The sequence below is a fragment of the Streptomyces sp. NP160 genome, assembly GCF_006335115.1.
Taxonomy (GTDB): domain Bacteria; phylum Actinomycetota; class Actinomycetes; order Actinomycetales; family Quadrisphaeraceae; genus Quadrisphaera.
In genome coordinates, this window is the sequence record NZ_VDMJ01000044.1 from 21,829 (window position 1) to 39,217 (window position 17,389).

General features: G+C 75.2%; 17 protein-coding genes. 7 read left to right on the plus strand and 10 right to left on the minus strand.

The genetic code is table 11. The features are described 5' to 3' along the window. Positions 1-42: 42 nt before the first annotated feature. From FHN55_RS19255 to FHN55_RS19290, 8 genes are all read right to left on the minus strand, one after another. Complete coding sequence (locus FHN55_RS19255) at positions 43-927, minus strand: ABC transporter permease subunit (RefSeq protein WP_139714028.1); 885 nt, start codon at positions 925-927, stop codon at positions 43-45. Beyond that, complete coding sequence (locus FHN55_RS19260; RefSeq protein WP_139714029.1) at positions 924-1,868, minus strand: ATP-binding cassette domain-containing protein; 945 nt, start codon at positions 1,866-1,868, stop codon at positions 924-926. The genes FHN55_RS19255 and FHN55_RS19260 overlap by 4 nt, the downstream gene beginning before the upstream one ends. 197 nt (positions 1,869-2,065) lie before the next feature. After that, positions 2,066-3,169, minus strand: a complete 1,104-nt coding sequence (locus FHN55_RS19265; protein WP_139714030.1) for a DUF3533 domain-containing protein — start codon at positions 3,167-3,169, stop codon at positions 2,066-2,068. Continuing rightward, entirely contained in the window at positions 3,166-3,762 is a 597-nt protein-coding gene (locus FHN55_RS22910; protein WP_180357960.1) for a TetR/AcrR family transcriptional regulator, read from the minus strand. The genes FHN55_RS19265 and FHN55_RS22910 overlap by 4 nt, the downstream gene beginning before the upstream one ends. A gap of 236 nt (positions 3,763-3,998) precedes the next feature. Further along, a complete protein-coding gene (locus FHN55_RS19275) occupies positions 3,999-4,586 on the minus strand; it encodes a phosphoesterase PA-phosphatase (RefSeq protein ID WP_139714032.1) in 588 nt (195 codons plus the stop codon). A gap of 5 nt (positions 4,587-4,591) precedes the next feature. Continuing rightward, entirely contained in the window at positions 4,592-4,945 is a 354-nt protein-coding gene (locus FHN55_RS19280; protein ID WP_139714033.1) for a hypothetical protein, read from the minus strand. A gap of 38 nt (positions 4,946-4,983) precedes the next feature. Beyond that, positions 4,984-5,835: a CoA ester lyase gene (locus tag FHN55_RS19285; protein ID WP_139714034.1), complete on the minus strand. Its 852-nt coding sequence runs from the start codon at positions 5,833-5,835 to the stop codon at positions 4,984-4,986. Positions 5,836-5,981: 146 nt separating this feature from the next. Then, complete coding sequence (locus FHN55_RS19290; protein ID WP_139714035.1) at positions 5,982-6,407, minus strand: hypothetical protein; 426 nt, start codon at positions 6,405-6,407, stop codon at positions 5,982-5,984. A 229-nt stretch (positions 6,408-6,636) separates the two neighbouring features. On the opposite strand from FHN55_RS19290, the gene FHN55_RS19295 reads away from it, so the two are divergent. From FHN55_RS19295 to FHN55_RS19310, 4 genes are all read left to right on the plus strand, one after another. Further along, positions 6,637-6,870 carry a hypothetical protein gene (locus FHN55_RS19295; RefSeq protein WP_139714036.1) on the plus strand — a complete coding sequence of 78 codons (234 nt, stop codon included), beginning with the start codon at positions 6,637-6,639 and terminating at the stop codon, positions 6,868-6,870. A 67-nt stretch (positions 6,871-6,937) separates the two neighbouring features. Next, entirely contained in the window at positions 6,938-8,113 is a 1,176-nt protein-coding gene (locus FHN55_RS19300) for an RtcB family protein (protein WP_139714037.1), read from the plus strand. Between the two features lie 90 nt (positions 8,114-8,203). Further along, positions 8,204-9,631 (plus strand): 3' terminal RNA ribose 2'-O-methyltransferase Hen1, encoded by a 1,428-nt coding sequence (locus FHN55_RS19305; protein WP_139714038.1) that lies wholly within the window; start codon positions 8,204-8,206, stop codon positions 9,629-9,631. Next, on the plus strand, positions 9,628-12,228 hold the full coding sequence (locus FHN55_RS19310; RefSeq protein ID WP_139714039.1) for a polynucleotide kinase-phosphatase: 2,601 nt from the start codon (positions 9,628-9,630) through the stop codon (positions 12,226-12,228). The genes FHN55_RS19305 and FHN55_RS19310 overlap by 4 nt, the downstream gene beginning before the upstream one ends. 57 nt (positions 12,229-12,285) lie before the next feature. Here FHN55_RS19310 and FHN55_RS19315 read toward each other — a convergent pair whose 3' ends face one another. Both FHN55_RS19315 and FHN55_RS19320 read right to left on the minus strand, forming a co-directional pair. Beyond that, positions 12,286-13,323, minus strand: a complete 1,038-nt coding sequence (locus FHN55_RS19315) for a methionine synthase (RefSeq protein WP_139714040.1) — start codon at positions 13,321-13,323, stop codon at positions 12,286-12,288. 44 nt (positions 13,324-13,367) lie between these two features. Further along, positions 13,368-14,360 carry a putative oxygenase MesX gene (locus tag FHN55_RS19320; RefSeq protein WP_139714041.1) on the minus strand — a complete coding sequence of 331 codons (993 nt, stop codon included), beginning with the start codon at positions 14,358-14,360 and terminating at the stop codon, positions 13,368-13,370. Positions 14,361-14,483: 123 nt separating this feature from the next. Here FHN55_RS19320 and FHN55_RS19325 point away from each other — a divergent pair, with 123 nt between their 5' ends. From FHN55_RS19325 to FHN55_RS19335, 3 genes are read left to right on the plus strand one after another with little or no spacing between them, the layout of a single operon-like run. After that, on the plus strand, positions 14,484-15,503 hold the full coding sequence (locus FHN55_RS19325) for a LysR family transcriptional regulator (RefSeq protein ID WP_139714042.1): 1,020 nt from the start codon (positions 14,484-14,486) through the stop codon (positions 15,501-15,503). A gap of 10 nt (positions 15,504-15,513) precedes the next feature. Further along, the gene (locus tag FHN55_RS19330) at positions 15,514-16,206 is read left to right on the plus strand and encodes a HEAT repeat domain-containing protein (protein WP_139714043.1); all 693 of its coding nucleotides are present in this window, start codon (positions 15,514-15,516) and stop codon (positions 16,204-16,206) included. Positions 16,207-16,240: 34 nt separating this feature from the next. After that, positions 16,241-17,380, plus strand: a complete 1,140-nt coding sequence (locus tag FHN55_RS19335) for a hypothetical protein (protein WP_139714044.1) — start codon at positions 16,241-16,243, stop codon at positions 17,378-17,380. Positions 17,381-17,389 lie beyond the last annotated feature (9 nt).

Genomic DNA, 17,389 nt, shown 5'->3' on the forward strand with positions numbered 1-17,389 from the left:
GCGGAGGCGGTGCGCAGGTCGATGCCGGGCTCCCGGAAGGGCTCAGGCGTCGCGGCGCTGCAGCGCCACCGCGCCCAGCGCGACCGGCACGACGGCCCAGCCGAGCAGCGTCAGCCAGGCGGCCACGTCGGACAGCACGCCGGTGCCCGTGGTCGACTGCAGCGAGGCCGCAGCGACGTCGGGGAAGCGGTGCGCGATCGCCTCCACCCAGTCCCAGGTGACCAGCTGCAGCAGCGGCGGGGCCACGAACACCACCGCCACGAGGAAGGTGATGGCGCCCGCGGTCGCCCGCAGCAGCAGGCCCAGGCCGAGGCCGAAGAGCGCGACCGCCACGAGGTAGGCGCAGTTGCCGAGCACGGCGGAGACCGTCTCGCCCGCGGTCCAGTCGATGGTGGCCGCGTCGCCGTAGACCACCTGCGCGATCCACAGCGCGCCCAGCGAGAGCACCAGGGTGAAGGGCACCAGCACCGCCAGGAGCACCGACGTCTTGGCCACCACCAGCGGCCAGCGGCGCGGGAGCGCCATGAGGCTGGAGGAGATCGAGCCGGTGGCGTACTCCCCCGAGGCCACGAGCGCGCCGAGCACGCCCAGCACGAGCGCGGAGAAGCCGGTGGCCCCCAGAGCCGCGGCCACCGGGTCGGCCAGTCCGTTCGCGCCGGGTCCGCCGCGCGGCTGGGCGTTCTCGGGGTTGGAGATCACCGCGGCGATGAGCGCGGCGAAGCCGATGGCCAGCGCGAGCGCGATGAGCAGCGTCCACCACGTCGAGCGCAGCGACCGCAGCTTGGTCCACTCGGCGAGCACGGCGCGGGGCAGCGTGGCGCCGGAGGGCGCGCTGCCGCTCGCGGCCCGGTGGTCCGAGCGGTGCCCGCGCGCGGCGGGGACGGCGCCCTGCTCGCGCGTCGTCGTCCTGCTCGTGTCGGTGGTCATGCTGCGACCTCCTGCTGCTGGTCGGCCCGCTGGGGCTCGTCGTCGGTGGTGTACTCGCGGGAGTCGCGGGTGAGGGCCATGTAGACCTGCTCCAGCGACGCCTTCTCGGTGTGCAGCTCGTGCAGGACGATGCCGCGCTCGGCGGCCACCTGGCCGATCCGCTCGGCGGTGGTGCCGGTGACGGACAGCTCCCCCACCTCGACGTCGGTGACGCTGGCGCCGGCGCTGACGAGCAGCCGGCCCAGCTCGCCGGCCTGCGGGGAGCGGACGACCACGGGGCGGTCGGTGGCGGAGGCGATGAGGTCGTCGACGGTGGTGTCGGCCAGCAGCCGGCCGCGGCCCACGATGACGAGGCGCTCGGCGGTCAGCGCCATCTCGCTCATGAGGTGGGAGCTGACGAACACGGTGCGGCCCTCGGCGGCCAGGCCGCGCAGCAGCGTGCGGATCCACAGCACGCCGTCGGGGTCGAGGCCGTTGACGGGCTCGTCGAGGATGATCGTGGCCGGGTCTCCCAGCAGCGCCGAGGCGATGCCGAGCCGCTGGCCCATGCCGAGGGAGAAGCCGCCGGCGCGCTTGCGGGCGACGTCGTGCAGGCCGACCAGGTCGATGACCTCGGCGACCCGCCGGCGGCCGATGCCCTGGCTCTGCGCGAGGGCGAGCAGGTGGTCGTGGGCGCTGCGGCCCTTGTGCACGGCCTTGGCCTCCAGCAGCGTGCCCACCTCGGCCAGGGGGGTGCGGTGCTCGGCGTACGGCTTGCCGCCGACGGTGGCGGTGCCGCTGGTGGGCCGGTCCAGGCCGACCACCATGCGCATGGTGGTCGACTTGCCCGCGCCGTTGGGCCCCAGGAAGCCGGTGACGTGGCCGGGCGTGACGGTGAAGCTGAGGTCGTTGACGGCGGTCTTGGCGCCGTAGCGCTTGACGAGGTTCCGGGCTTCGATCACAGCGTCGACGCTAGGCGGCGCGGGGCCGCCGGCGCGCCCTCCTGCAGGCCCGATCCGTCACCGTGCGAGGGCTGCCGACCCCCTCCCGAGGTAGGGGGTCCCCCTCCCTCCCACCCGTGATCATGGACCTCCGAAGCACCCTCCGACCGTGATCATGGGCGATCNNGGTGGCCGATCGCCCATGATCACGGCAGGGGTCAGGCGGCGGCGGGCTCCGGGGCCTGCGGAGCGCGGGGGCTGCGGGCGCGGCCGTCGGCGCGCAGCTGGTGCCAGCGCGCGGCGACCAGGGCCACCACCGCACCGGCCACGGCCCACGCGGCCACCACGAGCAGCCGCTGCCCGACGTCGGCGCCGTCGAAGTAGGCGATCCGGCGCACCGCGTCCACCGCGGCGCCGTTGGGCAGCACGCCCGACAGCCACGACCAGAAGGGCGGCAGCAGCGCCGGCGGGTACGCCCCGCCCGCGCTCGGGTTGCCGAGGACGACGAACAGCAGCACCGCCAGGCCGATCCCGACCGTGCCGGCGAGCACCTGCAGCGCCATGGTCACGGCGGCGGCCGCCACGACGACCAGGGCCCCGACCCCCGCGAGGGCCCAGGAGGTCGCGGCGTCGTCGGGCAGCGCGCCGAGCACCGGACCGACCACCAGGGCCCCGCCGATGCCGGAGAGCACCGCGTACGGCAGCACCGCGCCCAGGCGGATCACCGCGCGGCGCAGCGTGGCCGGCCGCGCGCCCCGCGCCACGCCGAGCAGCGCTGCGAGCAGGTACCCGCCGACCACCCAGCCGGTGACGAGGTAGAAGCCCGACAGACCGCGCGCGTCGCCGCTCGCGGCCGGGAGCACGTCCTGCACGGCCAGGGTGCGGCCCTGGGTCGCCTCGGCCCGGGTGAGCACCGTCTGCACGGCGGTGGCGGTGGCAGCGCCGCCGGCCGTGGTGACGAGCAGCTGGTCCTGGGTGGAGGTGGGGCTGGTGACGAGGACGGCGCTGGTGGTGTCGTCGGCGAGGTCGGCGCGCGCGGCCGCGGCGTCGGTGGTGCCGGTCGCCTCCAGCGGGCTCCCGTCGATGCCGTTGAGCGCGGCGGCGGTCTGGTCGGCCACCTGCTGCGTCGGCCCGACCACCGCCACGGAGACGTCGCGCGGCACCGGGTGGTGGAAGGCGCCGACGTAGCTGAGCACGAAGCCCAGCTGCAGCAGCAGGACGGCGACGACGAGCGCCACGGTGCGGGGCGCGACGGCGTCGCGGAGCTCGGCGCGCAGCGTGGGGCGCTCGGGCTCGAGGCGGTGGGCGTGGGGGTGGCTCATCGGGGGTCTCCGGGGGTGAGGACGGTGTCGACCAGGTGGTCGCAGAGCTCGTGGGTGAGGGGCTCGCCGCTGACGAGGCGGCGGTAGAAGAGGGGTCCGAGCAGGCGGGCGGCGACGACGGCGAGGTCGGCGTCCGCGGGGAGCAGCCCGGCACCGCGGACCGCCCGCAGCTGCTCCTCCAGCGGCTCCCGGTGGCGGGCGATGATCTGCGCCCGGTGCTCCTCCAGGGAGGGGTCGCGCGCCACGAGCTCCAGCAGCGCCGGCAGGGCGCGCACCCAGGCTCCGGTGGCCAGCTGGTCGGTGGTGGCGTGCAGGCGGCGGACCAGCGCCGCGCGCGCCTGGTGGGCGGTGGGCGCCTGGCCGGGGGCTGCGAGCGGCTCGGCCGGGACGCTGTCGGGCAGCACCGCGTCGACCGCGGCGCGCAGCACGTCGGTGCTGGTCGGGAAGTGGCGGTAGATGGTGGAGCGGGCGACGCCGGTGCGCTGGACGACGGCGTCGACGGTGACCGCCCCGGGGCCGTCCTCGAGCAGCAGCTCGGCGGCTCCGGCGACGACGGCGGCGCGGGAGCGCACCACCCTCGGGTCTTCGGACACGCCACCCTCCTCACGAGCTCGGGGAATTTCGGTACGAGACAGTATCGTACTGAAACTTCCCTGAGGCAACAGCGTCACCGGATCGCCGGTGGGCAGGCCGACGCCCGTCGGGCAGCCGGGAGCCCGGCCCTCGGGCCGGAACCGGGCCCAGGAGTCCCCACCGAGCCTCCGACCCCCCTGGGGAGCCAGGTCAGCGGACGACCGAGCTGCGGCCCGCTCAGTGGCCGCCGCGCACCTCAGCCGGTGAGGGCGGCCGCCGCCGCCGCGGCGACGGCACCCAGCGCGAGGCCCACGAGCACCTGCGCCGGGGTGTGGGCGCCCAGCCGCACGCGTGCGGCTCCCAGCACCGCCACCAGCGGCGCGCCGACCAGCGCCCACGGCCCCAGCGCCGCCACGAGGGCTCCCAGCGACGCGGCCGCGGCGGCCGCGTGCAGCGACACCTTCCACCGCGTGGACATGAGCACGAGCACGGCGAGGAGCACGGCCATCGCCGAGAAGAGCACGCGCAGCGCCGGCGGGGCACTCAGCAGCACCTGGAGCGCCGCGGCGGCGACCACGCCCACGAGCACGGCGCCCAGCACGCGCGGCCTGTCGGCCCGGTCCGGCAGGTGGTGGTCGACCACGCGGCCGCGGCGCACGAGGTGCACCACGAGCAGCACCCCGGGAACCACGGCCACCACCGCGCCGACGGCCGCCAGTGCGACCCCCGCCCACCCCGCAGCGGCGGCTCCGACCACGAGCGGCACCACCGCTGCCAGCGCGGCGGGCGCGAGCGCCTCCGAGGCCCACCGCGCCCAGCGCGGCGGCCCCGGTCGGTCAGCCACGCCGCTCAGGCGCCCTCGGCGAGCCCGCCGGCGTCGAGCGGGTCGGGCAGCACGCCGGCGCGCGGCACCTCCACCACGTCTCCGGCGATGTCGCGCAGGCGCACCGAGCGCACCCCCACCGACTGCACGGTCCACGGCTGCTGCCGCCCGGCACGCACCACCGTGGCGCCGGGGGCCGGCAGGTGGCCCTCCACGCCGGCGGCGTGCACCACGTGCAGCGCCGTGGACGCCGCCGCGTCCGCCGCCAGCGCCGCAGCGTCCTCGGCGTCTGCGGCGGCGGGCACGGCGAGGGTGAGCAGCACGGTCACCAGGCGCAGCTCGCCACCAGCGCCGGGCAGGTCGCCGTCGTCGTCGTCCACGGCGCACACGGTGGCACGCGCCACCGACAGCGGGGCGCTCAGCTGGTGGGGATCAGGCCCAGCGCGGTCGCGAGGGTCATGATCTTGCGGGCGCGGCCGAGGCGCGGCAGGTCGGAGCCGTCGCGCACCACGCGGCCGCGGGCCTCGAAGTCCGCGAGGAAGTCCTGCGCCCACGCGATGTCGGACTGCGTGGGGCTGATGACCTCGTTGATGACCGGCACTTGCTCGGTCTGCAGGCACAGCTTGCCCGTGAGGCCGAGCGCCACGGTGAGCGCCGACTGCTCGCGCAGCACGGCGTGGCTCGAGCCGACCGTGGGGCCGTCGATCGGGCCGGGCAGGCCGCCGATGCGGCTGGCGACGACGAGGCGGGAGCGCGGGTAGGCCATCGCCAGGTCGTCGGCGGCGGTGCCGGTGTCGCGGCGGTAGTCGCCGCTGCCGAAGGCGAGGCGGAACGCGCCCCGGGCGCGCGCGATGCGCACCGACTCCTCGATGCCGAGGGCCGACTCGACCAGCGCGATCACGGGCAGGGACCCGCCGAGCCGGTCGAAGGTCTCGGTGACGTGCTCGGGAGCCTCGGCCTTGGCGAGCATGACGCCGGCCAGCCCACCGCCGGAGGCGGCGGCGTGCGCGAGCTCGCGCACGTCGTCCTCCCAGAACGTGGTGGTCCTGTCGTTGATGCGGACCCACGCCGTGTGCCCGCTGGTCTCCAGCCACTCGACGACGCGCTTGCGGGCGTCGGCCTTGTTGGCCGGGTCGACCGCGTCCTCGATGTCGAGGATGACCTGGTCGGCGCGGGATCGGGCGGCGGGCTCGAAGTCGTCGGGGCGGCCGGCGTTCACGAGGAGCCAGGAGCGGGCGATCTGGGCGTCCACGCCACGGGTCTTGGGCATCGGGCGGTGCTCCTCGGTGGTGCGCTGCGCGTCGGGGCGCGGCGGCGGGTGTCAGCGGATCGCCCTGAGTCCTACCACGCGGAGCAGCCACCCATCGAACGCCGGCGGGGCCCGTCGAGACGGACCTCACGCCCGGCCGGGTGGCCTCAGGCGGCGCGGCGGGCGCCGGAGAAGGCCCAGGCGGTCAGCCAGACCGTGACGACCGTCGTGATGACGGCGCCGGGGACGTGCACGGCCAGGCTCGCGTGGTCGCCGGTCCAGGCCTGCGCGAAGCCGACCGCGAAGGAGAGCACGGCCAGCGCCGTCGGCCAGACCGGCCCGCGGGTGGCCCGCTGGAGCAGGAGGGCGGCGACGACGACGAGGCCCTGCACCACGTGGAGGGCGATGGCGCCGCCGGCGTGCAGCCCCTCGGCGCCCCGCCCGCCGCTGAGCAGCTGTCCCGCGGTGACGAACTGCGCGAGGACCACGAGGACGGACAGGACGGTGGCGGCCTGCAGCAGGCGCAGGGCGCCGCTGGGAGCGGCGGTGCGGCCGGTGGTGCCGCGGGTGGTGCGGGCGGTGCTCGAGCTCACGGCTGGCCCCTCTCGGCGTCGCCCGACGGGCGATCACTACGACGTCGCGGGTAGTAGTGGAAAGCTTGATGACGACACTAGGTGACCACCCCGCCGCCGGCGAGGCCGCCGCGCTGGAGACAGCCCCAGGGCCGTGCCCCTCCACGGTGCGGCGAGGCAGCCCCGCGCGCACCGCGGGGCCCGGGGGGTGCGGCTCAAGGCGGAGGCCGCTCGTGCCGATGCCCGGTCCATGGCCGCCACGCTCGCTGCGCACGTCGACCGCTGGGCCCACGAGATCGTGGCCTCCGGGACGCCCGTCGAGGTGCTCCCCGACCACGGCGCCAGCCTGGCCCAGGCCTGCCGCGGCGAGCACGCGACCGACCTGCCGTCGGCGCTGGTCGCGGTCGCCCGGCGACTGCCCGACGGGGACCTCGCCTCCCTCGAGGCGCGCCTGGCGCGCAGCATCGCGCGCGCCTCCGCCTGAGCCCCCCCTTCCCGCCGGTGCCGGCGGGAGGCCCAAAAGCCGTTGCACCGCCCCGCACGATGGAGGGGTGGAGAAGATCAACGGCAGGCTGCTGTCCTGGGCCTCGATCCTCGAGGAGGAGACCAGGGCGCAGGCCCTCGCGACGTCACGGATGCCCTTCGTGTTCCCGCACGTCGCCCTCATGCCCGACGCGCACCTCGGCAAGGGCGCGACCGTGGGCTCCGTCATCCCGACCGACCGCTCGCTCATCCCCGCCGCCGTGGGCGTGGACATCGGCTGCGGCATGGACGCGGTGCTCACGCCGCTGACGGCTGACGACCTGCGCGCACGGGGCTCGCTCGCCCCGCTGCGGGAGGCGGTCGCGCGCGCCGTCCCCCTGTCGGCGGGCCGCTACAACGAAGCGCTGACGACGACGGCGGCCGCGCGCGTCACCCAGCTGGAGGCGCTCGCCGAGCAGGCGCGCTTCGACCCGGGCGCCACGGCCGGCAACTGGCGCCTCCAGCTCGACTCGCTCGGGTCCGGCAACCACTTCATCGAGGTCTCCCTCGACGAGCAGATGCGCGTCTGGGTGTTCCTCCACTCGGGCTCGCGCGGCGTCGGCAACAAGATCGCGCAGCGGCACATCGCCGTCGCGGCGGAGCTCTGCCAGAAGTGGTGGATCGACCTGCCGCACCCCGACCTCGCCTACCTCGTGGAGGGCACCGACGAGTTCTGGGCCTACGTCCGCGAGCTGAGGTGGGCCCAGGAGTTCGCGCGGCTCAACCGCGCGGAGATGGTCGACAGGGTCATGGACTGCGTGGCCGAGTTCGTCGGTCACGACGTCGAGCGGCTCGAGGAGGTCTCCTGCCACCACAACTACACCGAGCAGGAGGAGCACTTCGGCCGGAAGGTGTGGCTCTCGCGCAAGGGCGCGATCTCCGCGAAGGAGGGCGAGCTCGGGCTCATCCCCGGGTCGATGGGCGACAGGGCGTACGTCGTCGTCGGCAGGGGCAACCGGGTGGCGCTGGACAGCGCGCCGCACGGCGCGGGCCGGGCCCTGTCGCGGGCGAAGGCGCGGCGGACCTTCACCCAGGAGGACCTCCGCGAGCGCATGGCGGGTGTCGAGTGGGACGCCGCGTCCACGGCGTTCCTCGACGAGCACCCGGGCGCCTACAAGCCCATCGACGTCGTCATGGCCGACGCCGCGGACCTCGTGGAGGTCCGGCACGAGCTGCGGCAGGTCGTCAACGTCAAGGGCGACTGACCCCCGTGATCATGGGCGTCCGCCACCTGGGGGTGGCGGACGCCCATGATCACGGTCGGGTGGGGTGGTCGGGGTGGAGAGGATGGGCGCGTGCTCCTGACGATCAGCGTGGCCGCGTCGCCGGTGATGCCGGTGGCGCGGGACCTCGGGTTCCTCCTGCACAAGCACCCCGACCGGGCGCAGTCCAGCGAGGTGTTCGGCGGCACCGCGCACGTGCTGTGGCCGGAGGCCGGCGAGGAGCGGGCCACGGCGGCGCTGCTGCTCGACGTCGACACCGCCGCCCTGCAGCGCGGTCGCAGCAGGGGGCAGACCCCCGAGGGGTTCGCCCTGGCGGACCACGTCAACGACAGGCCGTACGCCGCGAGCTCTCTGCTCGCCGTCGCGCTCGGGAAGGTCTTCAGGACGGCGCTGGCCGGGCGCTGTGACGCCCGCCCGGACCTCCCCGGCGAGGCGCTGCCGCTGGAGGTGCGCGTCCCGTCGCTGGTCAGCCGCGGTGGCGCGCCGATGGTGCAGCGCCTGTTCGCGCCGCTGGGGTGGGACGTCGACGCGCGCCCGCAGCCGCTCGACCCGCAGGTGCCCGGGTGGGGCGACAGCCGCGTCGTCGACGTCCACCTGCGCGGCACCGTGCGGCTGGCCGACGCGCTGGCCCAGCTGTACGTGCTGCTGCCGGTCCTCGACGACGCCAAGCACTACTGGGTCAGCGCCGACGAGGTGGACAAGCTCGTCCGCGCCGGCGGCGACTGGCTGCCCGCGCACCCCGACCGCGAGCTGGTCATGACGCGCTACCTGCGCCACCAGCGGTCGCTGGTGCGCGACGCCGTCGCCCGCCTCGACGACGTGGAGGACATCCCCTCCCCGACCCTCCTCGCGGAGGAGGCGGCCGAGGAGCGCCCGACGCCGCTGGCGGTGCTGCGGCGCGAGGCCGTGCTGGGCGTGCTCCGCGAGGCGGGCGCGGCCAGCGTCGTCGACCTCGGCTGCGGCGAGGGCGGCCTCGTGCGCGAGCTGCTGCGCGACCCCCGCTTCACGCGCGTGGTCGGCGCGGACGTCTCCGCCCGCGAGCTCGAGCGGGCCGCCCGCCGCATCGGCACCGACCGGCTCCCCGACACCGTGGCCGCGCGCCTGGAGCTGCTGCAGACCTCCGCGACCTACCGCGACGACCGCCTCGCCGGCGTCGACGCCGTCACGCTCGTGGAGGTCGTCGAGCACCTCGACCCACCGCGGCTGCCGGCGCTGGAGCGCAGCGTCTTCGCGCACGCCCGCCCGCGGACCGTCGTCGTCACCACGCCCAACGCCGAGCACAACGTCCGCTACCCGGCCCTGGCCGCCGGGGACTTCAGGCACCCGGACCACCGCTTCGAGTGGACGCGCGCCGAGTTCGCCGCGTGGGCCTCGGAGGTGGCCGAGCGCCGCGGCTACGCCGTCGTCGTGGAACCGGTCGGGCAGGACGACGACGAGGTGGGCCCGCCCACGCAGATGGCCGTCTTCACCCGGCGCGACGGCAGCGAGGAGGCAGCGTGAGCGAGAAGGTGCTCGACGTCCCCGACCTCAGCCTCGTGGTGCTGGTCGGCGCCAGCGGCTCCGGCAAGTCGACGTTCGCGGCGCAGCACTTCGGCCCGTTCGAGGTGGTCTCCTCCGACCACTGCCGCGGGCTCGTCGCCGACGACGTCAACGACCAGGCCGCCACGGCCGACGCCTTCGACGTGCTCCACCACATCGCGGGGGTGCGCCTGCGCCGCGGCCACCTCACCGTGGTCGACGCGACCAACGTCCAGGCCGACGCCCGCCGCCAGCTGGTGGCACTGGCCCGCGAGCACGACGTGCTGCCGGTGGCGATCGTCCTCGACCTGCCGGAGCGGGTCTGCGTGGAGCGCAACGCAGCCCGGCCCGACCGCGACGTCGGCGCGCAGGTGGTCAAGCGCCACCGCGACGCGCTCCGCCGGTCGCTGCGGTCCCTGCGCCGCGAGGGGTTCCGCACGGTGCACGTGCTGAGCTCGGTGGAGGAGGTGGCGGCCGCGCGGATCGTCAGGACGCCCCTGCGCTCCGACCGGCGCGGCGAGCACGGCCCGTTCGACGTCATCGGCGACGTGCACGGCTGCCGCTCGGAGCTGGAGACCCTGCTCGGCGCCCTCGGCTACGTCGTCACGCGCGACGGGCGCGGCCGCCCCGTCGACGCCGCGCACCCCGAGGGCCGGCGCGCGGTGTTCCTCGGCGACCTCGTCGACAGGGGCCCCGACACCCCCGGCGTCCTGCGCCTGGTCATGGGCATGGTGCAGGCGGGGCACGCGCTCGCCGTCCCCGGCAACCACGAGGCCAAGCTCGTCCGCGCCCTCGACGGCCGCGACGTCACCGTCAGCCACGGCCTGGAGACCACGCTCGCCCAGATCGAGGCCATCGAGGACGACGACGAGCGGCGCGCCTTCCGCGAGCGCGTCCGCGGCTTCGCCGACGGCCTGGTGAGCCACCTGGTGCTGGACGACGGGAAGCTCGTCGTGGCGCACGCCGGGCTCAAGGAGGCGTACCACAACCGGGCGTCCGGGCGGGTGCGCAGCTTCGCCCTCTACGGCGACACCACCGGCGAGTCCGACGAGTTCGGGCTGCCGGTGAGGCTGGACTGGGCGCGCGACTACCGCGGCCGCGCGACCGTGCTCTACGGGCACGTGCCGACGCCGGAGCTGGAGTGGGTCAACGGCACGCTCTGCCTCGACACCGGCGTGGTCTTCGGGGGCGCGCTGTCAGCGCTGCGCTGGCCGGAGCGCGAGCCGGTGCAGGTACCGGCGGAGGCAGTGCACTACGAGCCGGTGAGGCCGCTCGTCGCCGCGCAGCCGGTGCGGGACGACGACGACCTCGCGCTCACCGACGTCGTCTCGACCGACGGCGCGGGCCGCGGCGTCGAGACGCGCCTGGCGGGGCGGGTCGCCGTGGCCGCGGAGCAGGCGGCGGGGGCGCTGGAGGTGATGAGCCGGTTCGCGGTGGACCCGCACCTGCTCTGGTACCTCCCGGCGACCATGGCCCCTGCCGGCAGCTGGGCGGACGCGCCGGAGCTGCTGGAGCACCCGCAGGCGGCGTTCGAGGCGTACCGCAAGGTGGGCGTCACGGACCTGCTGTGCGAGGAGAAGCACATGGGCTCGCGGGCGGTGGTGCTCGTGGCGCGCTCGCGCGACGGGCTCGCGCCGTGGTCGAGCACCGGCGGTGCGGTGCACACGCGCACCGGGCGCTCGTTCTTCGGCGAGGAGCTGACGGTCGCCCTCCTCGACCGGGTGCGCGCCGCGGCGGAGCGGGCCGGGCTGTGGGACGAGCTGTGCGGCCCGGCTGACAGCGCGACCGAGGACCAGTGGGTGCTGCTCGACGCCGAGCTGCTGCCGTGGTCGGCGAAGGCCGAGGAGCTGCTCCGCACGCAGTACGCCGCGGTCGGCGCAGCGGCGAGGGCGGCGCTGCCGGCCGCCGTCGTCGCCCTGGAGCAGTCAGCGGCCCGCGGGCTCGACGTGGGCGCGCTGCTGGAGAAGACCCGCCAGCGGGAGGTGGACGCCACCGCGTTCACCGAGGCGTACCGCCGGTACGTGTGGCCGACCGGCGTGGCCGAGGGCCGGCTCGACGGCGTGCAGCTGGCCCCCTTCCAGCTCCTCGCCGCGTCCGGCGTCCAGACCTTCGGCGACCGCGACCACGGCTGGCACCTCTCCGTGGCCGACCGCCTGGTCGAGGCCGACCCGCAGCTGTTCCGCACCACCCGGCGCCACCGCGTCGACGCTGCGGACGCCGCGTCCTGCGAGGCCGGCACCGCCTGGTGGACCGACCTCACGGCTGCCGGCGGTGAGGGGATGGTCGTCAAGCCGTTCGCCGGAGCCGCGCTGCGCGGGCCGAAGGGCGTCGTCCAGCCGGGCACGAAGGTGCGCGGCGCGGAGTACCTGCGGCTCGTCTACGGCCCCGGGTACACCCGCGACCTGGAGCGCCTCAGGCAGCGCCAGCTCGGCCGCAAGCGCGGCCTGGCGCTGCGCGAGCACGCGCTGGGGGTCGAGTCGCTGGCCCGCCTGGCCGACGGCGACCCGCTGTGGCGCGTCCACGAGGCGGTGTTCGCCGTGCTCGCGCTGGAGTCCGAGCCGGTCGACCCCCGCCTCTGACCTCGCTCGCCCTGCTCCCCCGCAGCCGAGTGCCCGGTTGCGGTGCTCGAGCGCTGGTCAGCGGCTCGTGGAGGTGAGCTCCTCGCGCAGCAGGGCGGTCCCGGCCACCAGGGCGCTGAGCTTGTCCTGCGCCACGGAGCGCGGCAGCGGCGCCATGCCGCAGTTGGTGCTGGGGATCAGGTGGTCCGCGTCGACGAACGCCAGCGCGCTCCGGAGCGTGTCGGCGACCTCGTCGGGGGTCTCCACCCGCTCGCTCGCCACGTCGATGGCCCCGAGCATGACCTTCTTGCCCCTGACCAGCTCGATCAGCTCCAGCGGCACGTGAGAGTGGTGTCCCTCCAGCGAGACGATGTCGATGCTCGACCGCTGCAGCAGCGGGAAGGAGTTCTCGTACTGGCGCCACTCGGGTCCGAGCGTCGCCTTCCAGTCGGTGTTCGCCTTGATCCCGTAGCCGTAGCAGATGTGGACGGCCGTCTGGGCGCGGAGGCCCTGCGCCGCGCGCTCCAGCGCCGCCACGCCCCAGTCGCGCACCTCGTCGTGGAAGACGGTGAAGGCGGGCTCGTCGAACTGGATGACGTCCACCCCGGCGGCCTCCAGCTCGCGCGCCTCCTGGTTGAGGATCGTCGCGAACTCCAGCGCCAGCTGCTCCCGGCTGCGGTAGTGGCGGTCGTAGAGGGTGTCGACCATCGTCATCGGGCCGGGGAGCGCCCACTTGACCGGCTGGTCGGTCTGGCTGCGCAGGAACGCCGCGTCGTCGACGAAGACCGGCCGCTCACGGCTGACGGCGCCGACGACGGTCGGCACGCTCGCGTCGTACCGGTCGCGGATGCGGACCGTCTCCCGCTGCTCGAAGTCGACCCCGGAGAGGTGCTCGATGAAGGTCGTGACGAAGTGCTGCCGGGTCTGCTCGCCGTCGCAGACGACGTCGAGCCCACGGCGCTGCTGCTCCAGCACCACGGCGCGCAGCGCGTCCCGCTTGCCCTCGGCCAGCGCCTCCCCCTCCAGCCGCCACGGCGCCCAGAGGGTCTCCGGCTGCGCGAGCCACGAGGGCTTCGGGAGGCTGCCGACGATGGCGGTGGGGAGGAGTGCGGACACGGTCGGGGGCCCTTCGCTGGTGGACGGGGTGCTCGAGGGGGTGCTCACCCGACGAGCGCCGAGCGGCCGGCGACCCACCGCTCGAGGAGGTCGCGGTGCGGTTCCACGAAGTGCTCCTCGGTGAAGCGGCCCTGCGTGACGGCGAGGCGGCTGCGCTCCTCGCGGTCGTACTCGACCTGCGTGCGGGAGAAGTCCTCGTGGGCGAGGCTCGGCGTGTACACGCTCCCCGCCGCCGAGTTCGCGTTGTAGATCTCCGGCCGGTAGATCTTCTGGAACGCCTCCATCGTGGCGGTCGTGCCGATGAGCTGCAGGTCCGTGTAGTCGCCCAGCAGGTCGCCCCGGAAGTAGAACGCGAGCGGTGCCACCGCGCCGCGGGGCATGAAGAAGCGGACCCCGAGCCCCATCTTCGCGAAGTAGGCGTCCGTCAGGGAGTGCGCGTCCTGCAGGTACTCGACACCGAGCACGGGGTGCTGGTTCTCCGTCCGGCGGTAGGTCCGGCTCGTCGAGACGCTGATGCAGATCACCGGCGGCTGCGAGAAGCGCTGCCGGTAGGCGCTGGAGTCGAGGAACTCCGCGAAGAGCTTCCCGTGCAGGTCGCCGAAGTCGTCCGGCAGGGCGGTCCCGGGTGCACCCCCCGTGATCGAGGGCAGCCGCACGCTGAAGTCGTAGTCGCGGACGTAGGAGGAGAAGTTGTTCCCCACGATGCCGCGGTGGCGCTGTCCGCTGCGCCGGTCCACGACCTGGAGGTCCAGCACCTCGATCAGCGGGAAGCCGTCGCCCCCGCCGTCCTCGGCGAACCGCAGCTCGACGGAGACGATCTCCAGCTCCACCGCGTACCGGTCCTGCTCCGGGTTGTCCCAGTCGGCGAGGTCGTTGAACCGGCGGTCGATCATCGTCAGCACGCGGCGCAGGTTCTGCTGGCGCTGCGGCCCCCGGGCGAGGTTGGCGAAGTTCGTGGTGGCGCGGGAGCCGCTCGACGGCTCGTAGTCCTCGTCGAAGCGGGTGGTGGTGATGGTGAAGTCGAAGCCGTTCGCCACGTGCGCCCCCTGCGGATCCCTGACCAGCCGGGCCGGCCCTGCGGTCGTCGAGCCCCCATCGTGGGGCTGGACCCCGATCATCAGGTAATCCGCGAACAGGATCGCGTCCTACAGTCAACGGCTATGGCGCGACGGTCCAGCGGTGTGACGCTGCAGCAGCTGCAGTACTTCATCGAGGTCGCGGCGGAGGGGTCCATCTCCGCCGCCGCCGACCTGCTCTACGTCGCGCAGCCGACGCTGTCCGCCGCCATGAAGGAGCTCGAGGCCCGGGTGGGTCGTCCCCTCCTCCTCCGCTCGGCCCGCGGGGTCACGCTCACCACCGACGGGGCGGAGTTCCTCGGCTACGCCCGGCAGGTGGTCGAGCAGGTCGCGCTCCTCGAGCAGCGCTACCTCGGCGGGCCGCCGTCGCGGCGGCTGCTCGGGGTGTCGACGCAGCACTACTCGTTCGCCGTGGACGCCTTCGTCCGGATGGTCCGCCGCGCCGACAGCGCCCAGTACGAGTTCTCCCTGAGGGAGACGCGCACCTGGGACATCATCGAGGACGTCCGCACGCTGCGCAGCGAGGTGGGCATCATCTACCGCAGCGACTTCAACCGGGCCGTCATCGACAAGCTGCTGCGGGACTCCGGGCTCGAGTTCCGGCCGCTCTTCCTCGCCGAGCCGCACATCTTCGTCTCCCGCAAGAACCCGCTCGCCGCCCGGGAGCGCGTGACCCTGGACGACCTCGCGGACCTCCCGCGGCTCACCTTCGACCAGGGGACGAACAACTCCTTCTACTTCGCCGAGGAGATCCTCTCCACCCTGTCGAGCGCGCGGGAGATCCGCGTCTCCGACCGCGCGACGATCTTCAACCTCATGATCGGGCTCGACGGCTACACGATCTCGACGGGCATCATCAGCGACGACCTCGACCCCTCGATCGTCGCCGTCCCCCTCGACGTCGACGAGCGCATCGAGATCGGGTGGATCGACCACTCCGCCATCCCCCTCACCGAGCAGGCGCAGCGCTACCTCGACGAGGTGCGTGCCGTGGTCGCGGGCTTCGGCGTCACGCTGCTCGGGCAGGAGCCAGGACCGCAGCCGCCCGGCTCCCGGGCACCCGCCGGGCGCGGGGCCCAGCGAGGGGCTTCACTCGGTGCGTGAGGTGGGAGGCATGACGACGGACGGCAGCGGCGGCCGCGGCGCGGTGGCCGCCCTCGAGGCGGAGCAGGTGTCGGTGAGGCTGCGGGCCGCGATGGCCCTGGGCACGTGGCCGGACGTGGAGCACCTGGACGCCGTGGTGAGGCGCAGCGCGGTGGAGCCCGACCCCTTCGTGCGCGACACCCTGGCGTGGGTGCTCACCCGGCTGCCGGCGGCACCGGTCCTCGCGAGGGTGCGCCCCGAGCTGGACGACCCGAGGCCGCAGGCGCGCGCCCAGGCGCTGCACGCGCTGTCCAAGGTGCTCGACCGCTCGACGCGGTCGTGGATCACGCCGGAGCTGATCGCCGACCTCGACGACACCGTCGCCCGCACCGCGTGGAGGGCAGCCGTGGCGCTGACCCCCCGGGACGACCTCGAGGACGGACGGGAGGTCGACGCCGCGGCGGAGGCCGAGCGGGCGGAGCTCGCCGAGCTGCTGGGCCGGCAGCTCGGCCGCGGTGACCGCGAGGTGCAGCGCGCCCTGAGCCGCGCCCTCGAGCAGCTCGGGCCGGCCGCCACCGCCGTGCTGCGCCGCGCGACCGGCTCGTCCCGCCCCGAGGTCGCCGAGCACGCCCGGACGGCGCTGCTGGTGGCGCACGACCCGCAGGCGGCGTTCGCCTTCGACGTCCAGTCCGCCGAGCGCGCCCAGGGCCGGGCCGGCGACTGATCAGCCGGCGGGCAGTCGGCGGGGGGTCCCGCCGGTGGACGCGGCCAGCTGGTCGGACGCGCAGGTGCTCCCGCGCGGCTCCGCGCTCGCGGAGGCGATCACGGCGCGGGAGGGTGGCGCCGTGGCCGAGGAGACCGTCGACGGCATCGAGCGCGCGACCTTCGGCGCCGTGCCCCTCGCCGTCGTCGACGACTGGCTGCGCCGGCACGTGCGCGCCCGCCTCGGCACGGACCTCGACGCGGTGGAGCTGCGCTCGGGCCGCGTCGACGCCGTGTTCGGGCTCCGCCTGGCGGACGGGCGGCGCGTCGTCGTCAAGGTCCACCGCGGCGAGCTCGACGCCTCCCGCACCGCGTCGCTCGCGGCCGCGGTGGAAGCCCAGCGGCTGCTCGCCGCGGCCGGCTACCCGTGCCCCGTCCCGCTCGACGGTCCCGCCGCCACCGACGGCCTGACCGCCACCACCGAGACCTGGCTCGACGACGGCGCGCCCGGCAACGCCCACCGCGCCCCCGTGCGCCGGGCGCTGGCGGTCAGCCTCGCCGAGCAGGTCCAGCTGCTGCGCGCCCTGCCCGCCCACCACCGCGACGCGCTGCGGCACCCCCCGGCGTGGGCCGTCCACCAGCACGGGCCGTGGCCGACCCCGCACGACCCGATCTTCGACTTCAGCACCACCCGGCCCGAGCACGCCTGGCTGGACGACCTCGCCGGCCGCGCCTCGGCCGCCATCAACCGCCCCGGCGCCCCGCAGACCGAGCGCGTGGTCGGCCACAGCGACTGGTGCTGCGGCAACGTGCGCTTCTCGCCCGCCGCTCAGGACGACGACGGACGCGGCGAGGTCCGCGTGGTGAGCGCGTGGGACTGGGACAGCGTGGTGGTCGAGTCCGAGGCGGTCGTCGCCGGCATGGCCGCGGCGTCCTTCCCCGACAGCAGCACGAGCGGCCCACAGGCGCCGACGCCCGCAGAGGCCGCCGCCTTCCTGGCCGAGTTCGCCGACGTCAGGCGGCGCCCGTTCTCGCAGGAGGAGCAGGTGACCGCCGCGGCGACCGTCGCGTGGACGCTGGCGTACAACGCCCGGTGCCTGGTCAGCGCCACCGACATGGGCTTCGCCGTCCCGGGGGGCTCCACGCTGGAGGCCCTCGCCGCGCAGGGCGAGGCCTACCTCGCGCTGCGCTGGTGAGGTTCGAGG

Coding starts and splice junctions, on each gene's coding strand:
- FHN55_RS19255 (WP_139714028.1), bottom strand. CDS start 927: ATGACCACCGACACGAGCAGGACGACGACGCGCGAGCAGGGCGCCGTC.
- FHN55_RS19265 (WP_139714030.1), bottom strand. CDS start 3,169: ATGAGCCACCCCCACGCCCACCGCCTCGAGCCCGAGCGCCCCACGCTG.
- FHN55_RS19285 (WP_139714034.1), bottom strand. CDS start 5,835: ATGCCCAAGACCCGTGGCGTGGACGCCCAGATCGCCCGCTCCTGGCTC.
- FHN55_RS19295 (WP_139714036.1), top strand. CDS start 6,637: ATGGCCGCCACGCTCGCTGCGCACGTCGACCGCTGGGCCCACGAGATC.
- FHN55_RS19325 (WP_139714042.1), top strand. CDS start 14,484: ATGGCGCGACGGTCCAGCGGTGTGACGCTGCAGCAGCTGCAGTACTTC.
- FHN55_RS19330 (WP_139714043.1), top strand. CDS start 15,514: ATGACGACGGACGGCAGCGGCGGCCGCGGCGCGGTGGCCGCCCTCGAG.